Origin of the sequence: Rahnella variigena (genome assembly GCF_003610915.1) — a bacterium.
Classification (GTDB): Bacteria; Pseudomonadota; Gammaproteobacteria; order Enterobacterales; family Enterobacteriaceae; genus Rahnella; species Rahnella variigena.
The window spans coordinates 1887689-1906247 of sequence record NZ_NSDJ01000001.1 but is presented as its reverse complement, the minus strand read 5'-3'; the positions used below and the strand labels follow the sequence as shown (position 1 = coordinate 1906247).

Genomic DNA, 18559 nt, shown 5'->3' with positions numbered 1-18559 from the left:
ATTGAGAAAATCTGTCACCCCTTGTTTTTCATCACTATAGAAAAAAATCTATACGCAACATATTGTTGCCCACTGTAAATTGTCACGATCCGTGACATGTGTGACTGCGTTAACATAAAGTGTCAACAGCGGCTTGACACTTGTTTAAGCGTGTTTACAGTCCTGCAACCTTCCCGTAAAATGCCCGCACACCTGAAGCGACAATAGAGCCCTAGTTATTGAGGTCGTTAGATGAGACTTAAGAAATACAATAAAAGTATTGGGATGTTGTCCTTATTTGCTTCCGCGTTATTGTTGAGCGGTTGCAATACGGCATTGATGGATCCCAAGGGAGCAATTGGACTCGAGCAGAGAACGCTGATTTTAACCGCTATCGGTTTAATGCTGATCGTTGTTATACCAGTTATTATCATGGCGTTTGCCTTTGCGTGGAAGTATCGTGCTTCCAACACAAAAGCAAAATACAGTCCTGATTGGTCCCACTCCAACAAAATTGAAGCCGTCGTCTGGACAGTTCCAATTATTATCATTGCCATCCTGGCAACGATAACCTGGAAAACCACCCACTCGCTTGATCCGTTCAAGCCTATCGTGACTGACGAAAAACCGATGACGGTTGAAGTCGTTTCTCTGGACTGGAAATGGTTGTTCATTTATCCGGAACAGGGCATCGCTACCGTTAACGAACTCGTCATTCCTAAAGATGTGCCGGTTCAGTTCAAAGTCACTTCTGACTCTGTGATGAACTCGTTCTTTATTCCTCAGTTAGGCGGGCAGATTTATGCGATGGCCGGTATGCAGACTCAGTTGCATTTGATTGCAAATGAAGCCGGTACCTACAAGGGCATCTCAGCAAGCTTCAGCGGCCGCGGTTTCTCTGGCATGAAGTTCAACACGATTGCGACGCCAACCCGTGCCGATTTCGACACCTGGGTAGCGAAAGTGAAAAGCGCACCGAACCAACTGGCAACCACTGATGACTTCAACAAACTGGCTGCACAGAGTATCGACAACCCGGTCGAATACTTCTCTGTTGCAAAACCTGGTTTGTTCAAAGAAATCATTGGCAAATACTCCATGCATGACATGAAGGCAGCGCCAGAAGGTCACACCATGCCAATGCCAGCAGGCAGCGACATGAAAGGCATGGATATGGGTGGACAGTCTCACGCAGCCGGAGCCGAGGAATAAACGATGTTCGGAAAATTAACGCTTGATTCGGTTCCGTATCATGAACCGATTATCATGGTCACAGTTGCCGCGATTATCATTGGTGGTCTGGCAGTCCTTGCCGGCATCACCTATTTCGGTAAGTGGAAGTATCTGTGGACCGAGTGGCTGACGTCTGTCGACCACAAAAAATTAGGTATCATGTATATCATTCTGGCCTTCGTCATGCTTCTGCGTGGCTTTGCCGATGCCATCATGATGCGTAGCCAGCAGGTTCTTGCTTCTGCAGGTGAACCGGGCTTCCTGCCGCCTCATCACTACGACCAAATCTTCACCGCGCACGGCGTAATCATGATCTTCTTCATGGCGATGCCTTTCGTAATCGGTCTGATGAACGTGGTTGTTCCTTTGCAAATCGGTGCGCGCGACGTTGCGTTCCCGTTCCTGAACAACGTGAGCTTCTGGTTTACCGCCGCTGCTGTTGTGTTGATCAACATCTCTCTGGGTGTGGGTGAATTCGCACAGACCGGCTGGTTGGCCTATCCGCCACTGTCAGGTAAGGAATACAGTCCGGGGGTCGGGGTAGATTACTGGATCTGGAGTCTCCAGATATCCGGTGTCGGTACCTTGCTGACCGGTGTTAACTTCTTTGCGACCATCCTGAAGATGCGCGCTCCTGGTATGCCGCTGATGAAAATGCCGGTATTTACCTGGGCCGCACTGTGCACCAACGTGTTGATTATCGTGTCCTTCCCGATCCTGACCGTGACTGTTGCACTGCTGACTTTAGACCGTTATCTGGGCACCCATTTCTTCACGAATGATATGGGCGGCAACATGATGATGTACATCAACCTGATTTGGGCCTGGGGCCATCCGGAAGTGTACATTTTGGTTCTGCCAGTATTTGGTGTGTTCTCAGAAGTTACCGCAACCTTCTCCAAAAAACGTCTGTTCGGTTACACCTCGCTGGTATGGGCAACCATCGCCATCACCGTGTTGTCGTTCATCGTTTGGCTGCACCACTTCTTCACCATGGGTTCAGGCGCAAACGTCAATGCCTTCTTCGGCATCATGACGATGATCATTTCTATCCCGACCGGGGTAAAAATCTTCAACTGGCTGTTCACCATGTATCAGGGCCGTATCACGCTGAATGCAGCGATGCTGTGGACCGTTGGCTTCATCATCACCTTCTCTGTGGGTGGTATGACCGGCGTTCTGCTGGCGGTTCCGGGTGCTGACTTCGTGCTGCACAACAGCCTGTTCCTGATTGCCCACTTCCATAACGTAATCATCGGTGGTGTGGTCTTCGGTTGCTTCGCAGGTCTGACTTACTGGTTCCCTAAATCCTTCGGCTTCACGCTGAACGAAAAATGGGGTGTGCGTTCATTCTGGTTCTGGATCATCGGTTTCTTCGTTGCGTTCATGCCACTGTACGTACTGGGCTTCATGGGTATGACCCGTCGTGTCAGCCAGAACATCGATCCTGAGTTCCACCCGTTGCTGGTTGTTGCGGCATGCGGTGCTGCACTGATTGCCTGCGGTATCCTCTGCCAGCTGATCATGATCTTCGTTTCCGTTCGCGACCGCGACCAGAACCGTGATCTGACCGGTGACCCATGGGGCGCACGTACTCTGGAGTGGGCAACCTCTTCTCCTCCTCCGTTCTACAACTTCGCTATCGTGCCGCAAATTCACGACCGCGATGAGTTCTGGGACATGAAAGAGAAAGGTACCGCTTACAAGCAGCCTGCTAAATATGAACCGATTCATATGCCACGTAACAGCGGCGCCGGTTTCATCATCGCTATGCTGAGTCTGGTTTGTGGTTTCGCTTTAATCTGGGATATCTGGTGGCTGGCAGCAGTGAGCTTCATTGCGCTGGTTGTGACCTGGATTGCGAAAAGCTTCGACGAAGATGTTGATTACTACGTGCCAGTTGAAGAAGTGGAACGTATTGAAAACCAACATTATGAACAAATCCGTAAAGCAGGTGTGAAACATGGCAACTGATACTCTGACTCACCACGATGAGGCCCATGCTGAGCATGGGCACCACGACGCAGGTGCAACCAAAGTCTTCGGCTTCTGGATCTACCTGATGAGTGACTGCATCTTGTTTGCGAGCCTGTTCGCAACGTATGCAGTACTGGTAAACGGGACCGCTGGCGGTCCCTCTGGTAAAGACATTTTTGAACTGCCGTTCGTGCTGGTAGAAACCTTCTGCCTGCTGTTCAGTAGTATCACTTACGGCTTTGCGATGCTGGGCATGAACAAAGGCAATAAAGCGGCTGTTAACGGCTGGTTGTTCCTGACTTTCCTGTTCGGTTTAGGCTTCATCGGGATGGAACTCTATGAATTCCATCATCTGATTGCTGAAGGCTATGGCCCGCAACGCAGTGGTTTCCTGTCTGGCTTCTTTGCGCTGGTCGCCACCCACGGTCTGCACGTGACCTGTGGTCTGATTTGGATCCTGACTATGATGGTTCAGGTTTCACGTCGCGGTCTGACTGAAGTCAACAAAACCCGTCTGATGTGTCTGAGCTTGTTCTGGCACTTCCTGGACGTAGTGTGGATCTGCGTGTTTACCGTTGTTTATCTGATGGGAGCGATGTAATGAGTCATTCTGCTACTTCCCATGGTGGCGCAAGCCACGGCAGCCTGAAGTCATACGCTATTGGCTTCATCTTGTCGGTTATCCTGACGGTGATCCCGTTTGCCATGGTCATGACCGACACGGCATCACATTCACTGATCCTGGGTACCGTGGTTGCGTCCGCAATCATCCAGATCGTTGTCCATCTGGTGTTCTTCCTGCACATGAATACGTCGTCGGAAGAGCGCTGGAACCTGGTGGCACTTCTGTTCACCGCTGTGATTATCTTTATCGTCGTTGTGGGCTCATTGTGGATTATGTATAACCTCAACCTCAATATGATGGTCAGTTAAAGAGCCGAGCTGCACGTGATGATTAAGCAATACCTGCAAGTAACGAAACCAGGAATTATTTTCGGCAACTTAATTTCTGTCATCGGGGGATTCCTCCTTGCTGCCAAAGGCAGCATCGACTTCCCACTCTTTCTCGCCACTTTGGTGGGTGTTTCGCTGGTTGTCGCATCGGGTTGTGTATTTAACAACTTTATCGACCGCGACATCGACCGGATCATGGAAAGAACGAAGAACCGGGTCCTGGTGAAAGGGCTTATTCCGCCGAAAACAAGCCTGGTTTACGCGACCATTCTGGGTATTGCGGGCTTTGCGTTGTTGTATATCGGAGCAAATCCGCTGGCGATGTGGCTGGCAGTGATGGGCTTTGTGGTTTATGTCGGCGTCTACAGCCTGTACATGAAGCGCAACTCGGTATACGGCACGTTGATCGGCAGCTTGTCTGGCGCAGCGCCACCGGTTATCGGTTACTGCGCCGTTTCAGGCCAGTTCGATACCGGTGCCCTGATCCTGCTTCTGATCTTCAGCCTGTGGCAGATGCCGCATTCGTACGCGATTGCCATCTTCCGCTTTAAAGATTATCAGGCAGCAGGCATCCCGGTTCTGCCAGTAGTGAAAGGCATCTCCGTCGCCAAGCATCATATTATCGTCTACATTCTGGCGTTTATGATTGCGACGCTGATGCTGACCCTGAGCGGTTACGCAGGTTATAAATACCTGGTCGTGGCCGCCGCTGTCAGTATCTGGTGGCTGGGCATGGCACTGAAAGGTTACAAAACGGAAAACGACGTGGTGTGGGCAAGAAAACTGTTTGGTTTCTCCATCATCACTATCATGTCGCTGAGCTTCATGATGTCCGTGGATTTTAATTCTGCACCGACATCGTTGCTGACCTACGTTTGGTAACATTCAATTTCAGTGTAACGCTCTGAAATCATAGCGAAAGGCCAGTAGCAATACTGGCCTTTTCTTTTGCTCTTTCAGTCAGACCACTCCCGTAATATCTGCTAAAGATCCATCGTTTTACCCTGACCGGCTTAATCATTAAAATGTCGGATTGTTATTTTGAGGTAGTAATGTGAACGATAACCAGATGACCCCGCAGGAAAGTCGGGCTACATGGGGACTAGGGACAGTATTTTCTTTACGCATGCTCGGCATGTTCATGGTTCTGCCGGTGCTGACCACCTATGGCATGAAACTCTCCGGCGCCAGCGAAACGCTTATCGGCATCGCTATCGGTATTTACGGACTGGCACAGGCCGTTTTCCAGATCCCATTTGGACTGCTTTCTGATCGCGTTGGCCGCAAACCCCTGATCGTCTTTGGTCTGGTCATCTTCTGTATCGGCAGCATTGTGGCTGCTTCAACCGAATCAATCTGGGGCGTGATCATTGGTCGTGCCCTGCAAGGCTCCGGCGCGATTGCCGCCGCCGTGATGGCCCTGCTTTCTGACCTGACCCGCGAGCAAAACCGCACCAAAGCGATGGCATTCATCGGCATCAGCTTCGGCATTACCTTTGCGATTGCGATGGTACTCGGCCCGATCATCACCCACGCCTGGGGTTTACACGCCCTGTTCTGGGCGATCGCGGTACTGACTATTCTCGGCATCATTATTACCGTTGCCGTGGTGCCCTCCCCTGCCACGCACATCCTCAATCGTGAATCGAGCATGGTGAAAGGCAGTTTCGGCAAAGTGCTGAGCAACGCCAAACTGCTCAAACTCAACTTCGGCATTCTGTGTTTGCACGTTTTGCTGATGTCGAGTTTTGTGGTGTTACCGCAAGTCATGGAACACGCCGGATTCCCGCCTAGTGAACACTGGCGTGTGTATCTGGTGACCATGCTGACCTCATTCGTCGCCGTCATTCCGGTGATTATCTATGCCGAGAAAAAACGCCACATGAAACAGGTATTCATGGGCTGCGTCGCGGTACTGCTGCTGGCGGAAATCGTGCTGTGGTCGGCGGGTTTGCATTTATGGGCGGTCATTGCAGGTATCCAGCTGTTCTTCCTGGCGTTTAACGTCATGGAAGCGATTCTGCCGTCGCTTATCAGTAAAGAATCACCGGCAGGCTACAAAGGCACCGCAATGGGACTTTACTCCACCAGCCAGTTTATCGGCGTGGCGATTGGCGGCAGTTTAGGCGGTTATGTCTACGGACACGCCGGTGCTGGGGCGGTATTCCTGGTCTGTGCAGCGATTGCCGTTGTCTGGTTGGTGGTCAGTTCCACCATGACCGAACCGCCGTATGTCAGCAGCCTGCGCATTACCTTGTCTGAACTGGCGGTGAAAGATTCCGCCCTGCAGGCACGCATTCTCGCGCAGCCGGGCGTGGCAGAAGCCATTGTCGTACCGGAAGAATTCAGTGCTTACGTGAAGGTCGATACCAAACAGACCAACCGTAAAGCCCTTGAGCAACTGGTCAGCGCTGCCTGACGCGCTATAACGTTAATAAACGCTGTGCCTGCAAACTGGCACAGCGTTTCAATTTTATCCCCACCGCGTGACTCCCCTCACTTAAAAAACCTCAGTAATCATTATCCTCAAGAATTCCTTAACAAAATTTTTTGTCAGTGATGACGGCTTTCGGGCCTATTGAGGATCTCATGAAAACATATGCTCTCGTTGGCACCGGCGGACGCTCAGGTTTATACATTGAAGCGATAACCGGCAAATACCGCCACAACGCAAAATTTGTGGCCTTCTGTGATACAAACCAGACGCGAATGGATTATGCGAACCGCCAGCTTGAGCAAAGCGGCATCGCCCGGGTATCGACCTGGAAAGCCGCTGATTTCTCTGCGATGCTCGACGAGACTAAACCGGACATCGTGATCGTCACCAGCATGGATCGCACGCACGACGATTACATCGTCCGCGCCCTGCACGCGGGGTGCGACGTCATTACTGAAAAGCCGATGACCATTGATGAACCGCGCGCGCTGCGTATTCTTGATGCCGTCGATGCCACCGGTTATCAGGTGCGCGTGGCGTTTAACTATCGCTACGCACCGCATCACAGCAAAATGCGCGAACTGCTGATGCAGGACACCATTGGTGAAGTGCTGTCTGTGCATTTTGAATGGCTGCTTAATACCGAACACGGTGCAGATTATTTTCGACGCTGGCACCGTGAGAAACGCAATTCCGGCGGCCTGCTGGTACACAAATCCACCCACCATTTCGACCTGATGAACTTCTGGCTGAACAGCACACCGGAGAAAGTTTATGCTCTGGGCGACCTGCGTTTTTATGGCAAAGAGAATGCAGAGAAACGTGGCGTGACCGAATTTTATCCGCGTGCGCATGGCTATGCACAGGCGCAGAACGATCCGTTTGCGCTGCATATGGAAGACAACGCCCAGCTCAAAGCGCTGTATCTGGATGCCGAGCATGAGGATAACTATTTCCGCGACCAGAGCGTGTTCAGCGACGGGATCAACATTGAAGATACGCTGTCGGTGTTGGTGAAATATCAGAACAAAGCCCAGCTGACTTACTCGCTGAATGCGTATCTGCCGTGGGAAGGACTGAATGTGGTATTCAACGGCACCCAGGGCCGCATTGAAATGAAAATCGTCGAGATGTCTTACGTGAATGCCGGTGGCAAACGCGAAAATGAAGGCAGTATCGAGAAAGCAGAAATCACGGTTTTCCCGTTATTTGCAGAGCCCTGGAAAGCTGAATTCCAGATGGGAGAAGGCGGTCACGGCGGCGGCGATAATGCCATGCTCGAGGACCTGTTCGGCGAGCGCAAAGACGATCCGTTAAAACGCGCTGCCGATCACCGCGCAGGTGCGATGTCGATCCTGACCGGGATCGCCGGAAACCTCTCTATGCAGCACGACAAGCCGATCTATTTTAAAGACTTCGAACTGGTGAAAAGACTGCGCCAGCGGAAGTGAACGCTATAAAAAAGGGACGCACAGCGTCCCTTTAAAAACAGCTAGCCAACGTAATTCGTGTTGCAGGAAGGCGGCCAGCGCAGCCAACGCATCTGCAGCGCGAAGTACGTTGGCTATTAGTCGCGGAAGTTTTTGAACTGGAAGGGCTGGCCCAGATCACCTTTCTTAACCAGCGCCATTACGGCCTGCAAATCATCACGTGCTTTGCCGGTGACGCGAACTTCGTCACCCTGCACCTGCGCCTGCACTTTGATTTTACTGTCTTTGATCAGCTTGACGATTTTCTTCGCCAGCGCAGATTCAATGCCAGAATGCAGTTTAGCTTCAACGCTGTATGTTTTACCGCTGTGATCCATCTGCTCAGGAATTTCCAGCGCGCCACCTTCGATACCACGTTTGGCTAGCTTCTCACGCAGAATATCGACCAGTTGGTTTACCTGGAAATCAGATTCACTGGCGACTTTGATACTCTCGTTTTTCTCGTTGAGATCGAAGCTGGCAGGAATGTTGCGGAAATCCCAGCGGGTTTGCAGTTCACGGCTGGCATTTTCCACGGCATTGCGCACTTCCTGCATGTCGATTTCGGAAACAATGTCAAAAGACGGCATAATCGCTTCTCCCTGTAGTTTTTGTATTGCACGTTATATGGCGTGCATAATACCGCCTTCAACCGTCGATGCCAAACAACAGCAAAGCACCGAACATAAAATGCCCCGATGGTCAAAAAGTGCAGGTGAAAATGTGATCTACAGCACGAATGTCTATACTAATAAGATAACCGGACAGCAGAATATTCTTTCTACAGCCGTTTTAGCGGGCGTATTTCGCCCCACATCCCTGGAGGCACAATGAAAATAACAGTATTGGGTTGCGGTGCGCTGGGACAACTTTGGCTTTCAACCCTTTATCAGCAAGGCCACGATGTTCAGGGATGGATCCGTATTCCTCAGCCTTTCTGTGCCGTCAATGTCATCTCGCCGGAAGGCATTGCATTTAACCGCAATATGCCAACCAATGATCCGGAACATCTGGCGCAGAGCGAATTGCTGCTGGTCACGCTGAAAGCGTGGCAGGTTTCCGGCGCGGTCAGCACGCTGATGCCGATGCTCAATGACAATTGCGCGATATTATTGCTGCATAACGGCATGGGTACAGTCGATGAATTACCGCCTAACCGCCTGGCAATTTTACAGGGCGCGACAACCCACGCGGCGCGACGTGAAGGCAATGCGATTGTCCATGTGGCTGCCGGTGCGACGCACATCGGCCCGGTGACACCCCGAGGTGCGGCGCTGAGTTCTCTGGCGGATACGCTGCATAATGCCTTACCGGACGTCGCCTGGCATGACAACATTAAGCCATCGCTGTGGAATAAACTGGCAGTGAACTGCGTGATTAATCCGCTGACAGCTTTGTATGATTGTACCAACGGCGACCTGGTGGCGTATGCCGATCAGATTGAGCAAATTTGTCAGGAAGTTGCGCAGGTGATGGCGATTGAAGGCGTCGAAATCCACAGAGAATCATTGCTCAGCTTTGTCTATCAGGTGATTGAATCGACCTCCGCCAACCATTCATCGATGTTGCAGGATATCCGCAACCAGCGTCATACCGAAATTGATTACATCACCGGCTATCTTCTGCGTCGCGGGCGCAAATTCGGTCTGACCCTGCCGGTCAATACCCGCTTATTTGAACAGATTAAGAGAAAGGAAAACGATTATGAGCGCGTCAGTTCTGGTCTGCCTGGCACCTGGTAGCGAAGAAATAGAAGCCGTTACTGCGATTGATTTGCTGGTGCGGGCGGGTATTAACGTTACCACCGCCAGTGTCGCCGGTGATGGAAATCTTGAGATCCGCTGCTCGCGTGGCGTGCGCATTCTGGCCGACGTCGCGCTGGTGGATGTCGCGGATGAAGATCATGATGTGATTGTATTGCCCGGCGGTCTGGGCGGCGCGACCTGTTTCAGCGAAAGTCCGCTGCTGGTGGAAAAAGTCCGCCAGATGCACGTCAGCGGTAAAATTGTTGCCGCTATCTGCGCCGCACCCGCGCTGGTACTGGAATATCATGATTTATTCCCGGTCGGCAATATGACCGGTTTTCCGGGCTTAAAAGATAAAATCGACCCGAACAAATGGTCCGATCGCCGGGTAATTTTTGATCCTCGCGTGAATCTGCTCACCAGCCAGGGACCGGGAACATCGATGGAATTCGCCCTGAAGATTATCGATCTTCTGCTGGGAAAAACAAAAGCTGCCGAAATTGCCGCCCAGCTGGTTCTCGCACCGGGGATCTACAATTATACCGATGAAGGCGCACGGGAATCCTGACTGGCATTGGGATCTGGACAAACAAAAAAGGGGCTCAGCATGGCTGACCCCCTTTTTTATAGAAGGAACGCTTGTCAAGGGCGATATACCTTAACGTTATCGAAACCTTGCTCTTTCAGATACAGCGCCTGCAAACGACTCATCACGCCACGATCGCAATACAGCAGATAGGTTTTGCTCTGGTCCAGATCGCCAAACTGCGTCGCCAGCTTGTAGAACGCTAACGGCTTCACTTCAACGTTTTCCAGCGCCAGCGGCTGCGCTTCCACTTCATCCGGCGCGCGTACATCCAGCACGATATCCGTTGAAGTAAACTCGGCCACGGTTTCTACTTCCGGCACCACTTCTGCGGCCTGCTCGGCGATTTCGCGAATATCGACGTTTCGCGCTTCGCTGACCACTTTATCCAGCACATCGAAATCGAACATCGCTTCTTCGGCTTCAATTTTGGCTTTCACGGCTTTCACCGTCGGACTTTTCGAAATCACACCGCAATATTCCGGCATGGTTTTCGCAAAATCTTCGGTACCGATTTCACGGGCAATCTTGATGATGTGCTCTTTATCGTGAGAAATCAGCGGACGCAGGATCAGTGTGTCAGAAACGTTGTCGATCAGACGCAGGTTAGTCAGCGTCTGGCTGGACACCTGACCCAGCGCTTCACCGGTCACCAGCGCCTGCACGCCGTAGCGCTCAGCAATGGAAGAAGCGGCGCGTACCATCATACGTTTCAGGACGACGCCCATCTGGCCGTCTTCGACTTTTTCGAGGATTTCACCCACTACCGGTTCGAAATCGACGGAGATAAAGCGGACGCGGTGTGAACTGCCGTAACGGTTCCACAGATAATGCGCCACCTGTTTCACGCCGATTTCATGCGCTGCACCGCCGAGATTAAAGAAGCAGTAATGCACACGACAACCGCGACGCATAAGCATATAACTGGATACGCCGGAATCGAAACCGCCGGAAATCAGCGAGATCACATCTTCCTGCGTGCCAATCGGGTAACCGCCCTGACCTTCCAGGCGACTTTTCACCAGCACCAGCTGATCGTCGTTGATTTCCAGTTTCACCGTCACTTGCGGATCTTTCAGGCTGACTTTCGCCGATTCGATGTGCTGATTCAGACCGCCGCCGACATAGCGTTCTACTTCGGTCGACGTGAAGTCATGTTTACCACGACGTTTAACGCGCACGCAGAAGGTTTTGCCTTCTACTTCAGAACGATAAGCTTCCAGCGTTTGCTCGAAGATGTTGTGAACGTCGGTATAAGGACGGTCTTCGACTTCTTCAACATAACGGATGCCCGGAATGCGGCAGAGCAATTCCTGGATCAGGTCGTGTTTGCTTTCGTCTTTACTGCGAACTTCGATATGATCCCAGTGGCGAACCACCGCCAGCGTCTCATCATGCGGTCGCACGATATTGCGAATGCTGCTTGAGAGGATCTTAATGAAGCGCAAACGCACAGATTGGCTCTTGATGGTGATTTCAGGGAACAATTTAATGATAAACTTCATGGCAGTCTTTTGTTAGCGGGTGAAAAAACGGGGTAGTAAGTCGCTGAATAAGGATCTAGGATCCTATTATTGCTAAGCCAAATGGTCGATATGTGTCACATTGGGCTTAGCAATAATATCTGCGGCGCAGAGTATATCACTTAAAATGGGTACTCTGTGCACAAAACCCTGCAGCAGATGTCATGCTGAGCAGGAATGTCTCTTGAGGCCGAGCGCTGACTCTGCCGCCTCAGTACTTCGATCATCCAGTCTGATCAACGATATTAAAAGAGAATTATGCCAAAAAAATCTGCACCACCTGCCAATTTTGAAACGGCTCTGGCCGAACTTGAACAGATCGTTTCCCGCCTCGAATCAGGCGAGCTGCCTCTGGAAGACGCACTTAACGAATTTGAGCAAGGCGTCCAGCTGGCGCGTCAGGGACAGCAAAAGCTGCAACAGGCAGAACAACGTGTTCAGATCCTGCTCGACAGCGACAACGATGCTCCGCTGACTCCGTTCACCCCAGAAGCCGAGTAACTGGCCATGTCTGAAGCGATTTCCTTTTCCGGTGCTGACGGGTTTACGCATGAGCTGCGCGCGAAGCAAAAGCGTGTGGATGAAGTCTTAACGGCGTATGTCAGCGCACAGCCACTGGCAGATTTACCGCTGGTTGAGGCGATGCGTTACGGCGCGCTGCTGGGCGGTAAACGTCTGCGCCCGTATCTGGTTTACGCCAGCGGTCAGCTGTTCAGCCTTGATTTAAAGAATCTTGATGCCCCCGCGGCGGCCGTGGAATGTATCCACGCGTATTCCCTGATCCACGATGATTTACCGGCGATGGACGACGACGATTTACGTCGCGGCCAGCCGACCTGCCACATTAAATTTGGCGAAGCCAATGCGATTCTGGCCGGTGATGCGCTGCAGACACTCGCATTCTCAATTCTGGCTGACAGTGAAATGCCAGACGTCGCGGTAAAAGATCGTCTGGCGATGATTTCCGAACTGGCCAGCGCCAGCGGTGCCAGCGGCATGTGTGGCGGTCAGGCTCTGGATTTGGCCGCTGAAGGTCAGCAGGTCGGCCTTGAAGCGTTAGAAAAAATTCACCGTCATAAAACCGGTGCGCTGATCCGCGCCGCGGTGCGCATGGGCGCGCTGGCTGCCGGTGAAACCGGACGCGCCGTTTTGCCTATACTGGATAACTACGCGCAAGCCATTGGCTTAGCGTTTCAGGTCCAGGACGATATTCTGGACGTGGTTGGCGATACCGCCACACTTGGTAAACGCCAGGGCGCTGATCAGCAGCTGGGAAAAAGTACCTATCCTGCCCTGCTGGGGCTGGACGGCGCCAAGACCAAGGCCATGGACCTGTATCAGGAAGCCGTTTCCGCACTGGATCAGCTGGCAGCACTTTCTTACAACACCGCGCCACTTCTCGCGTTAGCCAGCTTTATCATTGAACGCGATAATTAAACTTACTATGAGCAACTGATGAGTCTTGAATTAGCCAAATACCCGACACTGGCGCTGGCGGAGAATCCTGAAGATCTCCGCTCACTCCCTAAAGAGAGTCTGCCTAAGCTCTGCGATGAACTGCGCCAATATTTATTGGCCAGCGTCAGCCAGTCCAGCGGACACTTTGCGTCCGGTCTGGGAACGGTGGAACTGACCGTTGCTATGCATTATGTCTACAACACGCCATTCGACCACGTTGTCTGGGATGTCGGCCATCAGGCCTATCCGCACAAAATTCTGACCGGCCGTCGTGACCGTATTTCTACCATCCGCCAGAAAGGCGGTCTGCACCCGTTCCCGTGGCGCGGTGAAAGCGAATACGACACGTTGTCCGTGGGTCACTCATCGACGTCCATCAGTGCAGGTCTGGGCATGGCTGTGGCTGCCGAGCGTGAAGGCAAAGGCCGCCGCACCGTGTGTGTGATTGGCGACGGCGCGATCACCGCGGGTATGGCGTTTGAAGCGATGAACCATGCGGGCGATATCAAACCCGACATGCTGGTTATCCTCAATGACAACGAAATGTCGATTTCCGAAAACGTCGGCGCGCTGAATAATCATCTGGCACAGCTCTTGTCCGGCAAACTGTATTCACGCCTGCGTGAAGGCGGTAAGAAAGTCCTGTCCGGCCTGCCACCGATTAAAGAACTGGTGCGCCGTACCGAAGAACACCTGAAAGGCATGATGGTGCCGGGCACGCTGTTTGAAGAACTCGGCTTTAACTATATCGGGCCAGTTGATGGTCACGACGTGGTGGCGCTGGCGCAAACGCTGAAAAATATGCGCGACCTGAAAGGCCCGCAGTTACTGCATATCATGACCAAAAAAGGCAAAGGCTACGAGCCCGCCGAAAAAGATCCGATCAGTTTTCATGCGGTGCCGAAATTCGATCCGGCTTCCGGCACACTGCCGAAAAGCAAAGAAGGTCTGCCAACGTATTCGAAGATCTTCGGTGACTGGTTGTGCGAAACCGCCGCCAAAGACAGCAAGCTGATGGCAGTCACGCCAGCGATGCGTGAAGGCTCGGGCATGGTGCGTTTCTCGCGAGAATATCCTCAACAGTATTTCGATGTGGCGATTGCCGAGCAGCACGCGGTGACATTTGCCGCCGGTCTGGCAATTGGCGGATACAAACCGATCGTCGCAATCTACTCGACATTCCTGCAACGTGCTTACGATCAGGTGATCCACGATGTGGCGATCCAAAATCTGCCGGTGCTGTTTGCCATCGATCGCGGCGGTATTGTCGGTGCCGACGGACAAACGCATCAGGGCGCATTCGATCTCTCTTTCCTGCGCTGTATCCCGAACATGACCATCATGACGCCGAGCGACGAGAACGAATGTCGTCAGATGCTGCATACCGGTTATCACCATAACAGCGGGCCGGTTGCCGTGCGTTATCCGCGTGGTAACGGGACGGGCGCCACCTGTGAACCGCTGGCGTCATTGCCCATCGGTAAAGGCGTGGTGCGCCGTGAAGGCGAAAAAGTCGCGATCCTCAACTTCGGTACATTGCTGCCGGAAGCGCTGGCTGCGGCAGAAAAACGTAACGCCACCGTGGTGGATATGCGCTTTGTGAAACCGCTGGATGACGCGTTAATTCAGGAACTGGCCGCCAGCCATGAAGTGCTGGTCACGCTTGAAGAAAACGCCATCATGGGCGGCGCAGGCAGCGGCGTGAACGAACTGCTGATGTCTAAGCGTATCCTGGTGCCGGTGCTGAATATCGGTCTGGCGGACAGCTTTGTCCCGCAGGGCACGCAAGACGAAATCCGTCATGATGTAGGGCTGGATGCCGAAGGCATCGACCGTCAGATCACCGACTGGATGGCCTGATTATTCTCCCCTCTTTTAGTCTGAAAGAGGGGAATTTCCTTCCCCACGCCCTTCTTTGTCACACGTTCATCTCGTTCTGTGAGCTACAGTTATAGCAAGCTAATCATTTCCCACGGCTTCTGAAATCAACTTGTGTTTACCAGGAGATGTCATGCAATACACCACCTTAGGAAAAACCGGTCTGAACGTCTCACGCCTGTGTCTGGGCTGTATGACGTTTGGCGAACCGGATCGCGGAACTCATGCCTGGACGCTGCCCGAAGAAAGCAGCCGCCCGATCATTAAGCAGGCACTCGACGCGGGTATCAATTTCTTTGATACCGCCAACAGTTATTCCGACGGCAGCAGTGAAGAAATCGTCGGTCGCGCCCTGAAAGACTTCGCAAAACGCGATGAGATTGTCGTCGCCACCAAAGTCTATAACGCGGTCACTGGCCTGAAGCCGGGACTGTCGCGCGCCTCGATTATGCAATCTATCGATGACAGCCTGCGCCGCCTTGGCATGGAGTATGTCGATCTGCTGCAAATCCATCGCTGGGATTACGAAACACCGATTGAGGAAACGCTGGAAGCGCTAAACGACGTCGTGAAAGCCGGTAAGGCACGCTTTATCGGCGCATCATCCATGCATGCGCATCAGTTTAAACAGGCGCTGGATGTCTCAGAGCAAAATGGCTGGGCGAGCTTTGTGTCGATGCAGGATCAATACAATCTGATCCAGCGTGAAGAAGAAAACGAAATGTATCCGCTGTGTCTGGAAAGGAACATCGCGGTGCTGCCGTGGAGTCCGCTGGCACGCGGCAAACTGACCCGTCCGTGGGGAGAAACCACCGCACGTTCAGTTTCCGACAATTTTGCCAAAACGTTGTACGACGCTACCGATGAAGCTGACGGTAAAATCGCTGAACGTGTGGGTAAAATTGCCGAAGATCACGGCGTACCGCGCGCGCAGATCGCACTGGCGTGGATCCTGAGCAAGCACGTGGTAACGGCTCCGATTATCGGCGCTTCACGCGCAGCTCATCTGGAAGATGCTGTCGCCGCACTGGAGATAAAACTCTCCATTGAAGAAATCGCCGAACTGGAAATGGCCTACGTGCCGCACGAAGCCACCGGTTTCAAATGATCCGAAGTGATTTGAAGTCATAAAAAAGGCGTTGTCAGGGCAAACCTGGCAACGCCTTTTTACTGCTATTTAATGCAAATCAGAACAAGCCAATCGGCCAGTGATGCCCGATCAGATAGATGATCGCCGCACCCAATACACCGGCGACGACATCATCGATCATGATGCCCATTCCGCCCTGCACGTTGCGATCAAACCAGCGGATCGGCCAGGGTTTCCAGATATCCAGTACGCGGAAAACGATAAACCCGATCAACACCCAGCGCCAGTCATTCACAGGGATCGCCATCAGCGTGATCCACATGCCGACAAATTCATCCCACACAATGCTGCCGTGATCATGAACCCGCATGTCGCGCGCGGTCTGACGGCAGAGATACACGCCGATACAGATACTGAACATGACGATCATGGAATAGACCTGCCACGGCAGGTACGTCATGACAATCCAGAACGGGATCGCGGCGATGGAACCTGCGGTGCCCGGCCCGACCGGGAATAATCCGCTGCCAAAACCGGTTGCCAGCAAGTGCCATGGATTACGCAGATTTAAACGTTTTTTGGCCGCAGCCATGTCCTGAACCGGATCACCGGTTTTGCCTTTATACCCGGCTGGGCGTTTTTTACGGCCAATATTCACAGCAATTCCTCTGCGGCAAAGTGATCAAAACCCTGCCATTCAAGTTCTACCGGTGCGCCTGAACGCAAAAATTTAATTCCTTCAGACAGCGGCGCAATCTGCCCGATACAGGTGAAATCAACACCCAGATGGCTTAGCGCTACATCCAGCGCGCCACGGTTGATTTCCGGCACGGTGAAGCAAAGCTCGTAATCTTCACCACCGGTCAGTGCCCATTTCAGCGCCTGCTCAGGATCCGTGACATTCTTTAATGCCGCAGATAACGGGATCGCGTCGAGATCGAGGCGCGCGCCACATTCACTGGCATTCAGTATATGTTTAAGATCCGAAATCAGCCCGTCGGAGAGATCGATAGCGGATGTCGCTAAATCACGCAATGCCTGCCCCTGCAACACGCGCGGCGACGGCCGAAGATGACGCTTAAGCAGGAATTCACGGGTATCGGACTCCGTCACATTCAGCTGTTCCAGCAGAATGGCGAGCCCCGCAGCGCTGTCGCCCAGCGTTCCGGTCACGAAAATCCAGTCACCAATACCTGCGCCGGAACGGGTTAATGCGCGCCCTGCGGGTACCAGCCCCTGAATGGTTAACGTCATGCTCAGCGGACCGCGGGTGGTGTCGCCGCCAATCAGCTGCATGCCGTAATAATTAAGTTGATCAAACAGACTGTCGCTGAATGCCTGCAGCCAGTCGGCGTTGACTTCCGGCAACGTCAGTGCCAGAGAAACCCAGGCAGGATCAGCGCCCATCGCGGCCAGATCACTGAGGTTTACCGCCAGAGCTTTATAGCCCAAATCGGCCGGTGAAATCGTTTTTAGAAAATGAATGCCTTCAACCAGAGTGTCGGTACTGACTGCTAACAGCTGCTTCTCGCCAACCGTCAGTAAGGCACAATCATCACCAATGCCTAAATGAACGTCCTGTCGGGCGGTTCTGTAACGGTTAAAGTAGCGAGTGATTACATCAAATTCGCCGCATGACATAGTACATTTCCAAATCGTTAGAATGACTTAAGGCCGGAAATCCGGCCTTAAGAGGGGTGTCACATAAAAGATAAACCAGGTGACATCACCAGATTATCAACAGAGGCGGTATTCAGGCGAAAATGACTGTCGCCATTTGTGACTGAAGCCGGCACTTTTTTGATGATCATTTTTTACGAATATGCGGGCCTGCTTTATCCAGCACACCGTTGACGAACTTATGGCTGTCTTCCGCACCAAAAGTTTTCGCCAGTTCAATGGCTTCGTTGATCGCCACTTTGTAAGGGACGTCCTGGCGTTTGCTCAGCTCAAACAGAGCCAGACGCAAAATCGCTCTTTCCACCTGGCCCAGTTCATCCAGCTGGCGGGACAGGTATGGCGCCATCAGTGCATCGAGTTTCTCAGCACTGTTTGCTACACCAGCCAGCAGTTCGCGGAAATAGGCAATGTCTACGTCTTTGACATCCTGCTCGGTCAGGAATTCTAATTCAACATCGGCGATGTCATTTTTCGACAACTGCCAGGAGTAAAGCGCCTGAACGGCACATTCACGGGCGCGGCGACGAGCAGCAGGTTTCACGGATTTCCC

18 protein-coding genes are annotated in these 18559 nt (G+C 52.5%); 13 read left to right on the top strand and 5 right to left on the bottom strand.

Translation table 11 applies throughout. The annotated features are described in order from the left end of the window. Positions 1–231: 231 nt before the first annotated feature. From cyoA to CKQ54_RS08710, 7 genes are all read left to right on the top strand, one after another. Positions 232–1191: a cytochrome o ubiquinol oxidase subunit II gene (cyoA, locus tag CKQ54_RS08740; RefSeq protein ID WP_112287504.1), complete on the top strand. Its 960-nt coding sequence runs from the start codon at positions 232–234 to the stop codon at positions 1189–1191. A 3-nt stretch (positions 1192–1194) separates the two neighbouring features. After that, positions 1195–3186: a cytochrome o ubiquinol oxidase subunit I gene (cyoB, locus tag CKQ54_RS08735; RefSeq protein WP_112287503.1), complete on the top strand. Its 1992-nt coding sequence runs from the start codon at positions 1195–1197 to the stop codon at positions 3184–3186. After that, positions 3176–3790 carry a cytochrome o ubiquinol oxidase subunit III gene (locus CKQ54_RS08730; RefSeq protein ID WP_013576647.1) on the top strand — a complete coding sequence of 205 codons (615 nt, stop codon included), beginning with the start codon at positions 3176–3178 and terminating at the stop codon, positions 3788–3790. The genes cyoB and CKQ54_RS08730 overlap by 11 nt, the downstream gene beginning before the upstream one ends. Further along, positions 3790–4122, top strand: a complete 333-nt coding sequence (locus CKQ54_RS08725) for a cytochrome o ubiquinol oxidase subunit IV (protein ID WP_013576648.1) — start codon at positions 3790–3792, stop codon at positions 4120–4122. The genes CKQ54_RS08730 and CKQ54_RS08725 overlap by 1 nt, the downstream gene beginning before the upstream one ends. Positions 4123–4140: 18 nt before the next feature. Beyond that, positions 4141–5025, top strand: coding sequence for a heme o synthase (gene cyoE / locus CKQ54_RS08720; RefSeq protein ID WP_112287502.1), 885 nt, complete (start codon positions 4141–4143; stop codon positions 5023–5025). Positions 5026–5197: 172 nt separating this feature from the next. Continuing rightward, positions 5198–6562 (top strand): MFS transporter, encoded by a 1365-nt coding sequence (locus CKQ54_RS08715; RefSeq protein WP_120160798.1) that lies wholly within the window; start codon positions 5198–5200, stop codon positions 6560–6562. A gap of 170 nt (positions 6563–6732) precedes the next feature. Beyond that, positions 6733–8031: a Gfo/Idh/MocA family protein gene (locus CKQ54_RS08710; RefSeq protein WP_120160800.1), complete on the top strand. Its 1299-nt coding sequence runs from the start codon at positions 6733–6735 to the stop codon at positions 8029–8031. Positions 8032–8147: 116 nt separating this feature from the next. On the opposite strand, the gene CKQ54_RS08705 is transcribed toward CKQ54_RS08710, so the two are convergent. Next, on the bottom strand, positions 8148–8639 hold the full coding sequence (locus tag CKQ54_RS08705) for a YajQ family cyclic di-GMP-binding protein (protein ID WP_112287500.1): 492 nt from the start codon (positions 8637–8639) through the stop codon (positions 8148–8150). 240 nt (positions 8640–8879) lie between these two features. On the opposite strand from CKQ54_RS08705, the gene panE reads away from it, so the two are divergent. Both panE and yajL read left to right on the top strand, forming a co-directional pair. Next, on the top strand, positions 8880–9791 hold the full coding sequence (gene panE, locus CKQ54_RS08700; RefSeq protein WP_120160802.1) for a 2-dehydropantoate 2-reductase: 912 nt from the start codon (positions 8880–8882) through the stop codon (positions 9789–9791). Next, positions 9754–10362: a protein deglycase YajL gene (yajL, locus tag CKQ54_RS08695; protein WP_112287498.1), complete on the top strand. Its 609-nt coding sequence runs from the start codon at positions 9754–9756 to the stop codon at positions 10360–10362. The genes panE and yajL overlap by 38 nt, the downstream gene beginning before the upstream one ends. A gap of 74 nt (positions 10363–10436) precedes the next feature. On the opposite strand, the gene thiI is transcribed toward yajL, so the two are convergent. Further along, positions 10437–11885 carry a tRNA uracil 4-sulfurtransferase ThiI gene (gene thiI / locus CKQ54_RS08690; protein WP_120160804.1) on the bottom strand — a complete coding sequence of 483 codons (1449 nt, stop codon included), beginning with the start codon at positions 11883–11885 and terminating at the stop codon, positions 10437–10439. Between the two features lie 276 nt (positions 11886–12161). On the opposite strand from thiI, the gene xseB reads away from it, so the two are divergent. The 4 genes from xseB (at position 12162) to CKQ54_RS08670 (ending at position 16347) form a co-directional block, all read left to right on the top strand. Next, positions 12162–12404 carry an exodeoxyribonuclease VII small subunit gene (gene xseB / locus CKQ54_RS08685; protein WP_013576657.1) on the top strand — a complete coding sequence of 81 codons (243 nt, stop codon included), beginning with the start codon at positions 12162–12164 and terminating at the stop codon, positions 12402–12404. A 6-nt stretch (positions 12405–12410) separates the two neighbouring features. Then, entirely contained in the window at positions 12411–13340 is a 930-nt protein-coding gene (gene ispA / locus CKQ54_RS08680) for a (2E,6E)-farnesyl diphosphate synthase (RefSeq protein ID WP_120160806.1), read from the top strand. Positions 13341–13358: 18 nt separating this feature from the next. Then, a complete protein-coding gene (dxs, locus tag CKQ54_RS08675; protein ID WP_120160808.1) occupies positions 13359–15221 on the top strand; it encodes a 1-deoxy-D-xylulose-5-phosphate synthase in 1863 nt (620 codons plus the stop codon). A 151-nt stretch (positions 15222–15372) separates the two neighbouring features. After that, positions 15373–16347 (top strand): aldo/keto reductase, encoded by a 975-nt coding sequence (locus CKQ54_RS08670; RefSeq protein ID WP_112287494.1) that lies wholly within the window; start codon positions 15373–15375, stop codon positions 16345–16347. A 79-nt stretch (positions 16348–16426) separates the two neighbouring features. On the opposite strand, the gene pgpA is transcribed toward CKQ54_RS08670, so the two are convergent. The 3 genes from pgpA to nusB form a co-directional block, all read right to left on the bottom strand. Further along, on the bottom strand, positions 16427–16921 hold the full coding sequence (gene pgpA, locus CKQ54_RS08665; RefSeq protein WP_112287661.1) for a phosphatidylglycerophosphatase A: 495 nt from the start codon (positions 16919–16921) through the stop codon (positions 16427–16429). 62 nt (positions 16922–16983) lie between these two features. After that, on the bottom strand, positions 16984–17970 hold the full coding sequence (thiL, locus tag CKQ54_RS08660) for a thiamine-phosphate kinase (protein ID WP_120160810.1): 987 nt from the start codon (positions 17968–17970) through the stop codon (positions 16984–16986). Positions 17971–18136: 166 nt separating this feature from the next. Further along, entirely contained in the window at positions 18137–18550 is a 414-nt protein-coding gene (gene nusB / locus CKQ54_RS08655; RefSeq protein ID WP_013576663.1) for a transcription antitermination factor NusB, read from the bottom strand. Between the last annotated feature and the right edge of the window lie 9 nt (positions 18551–18559).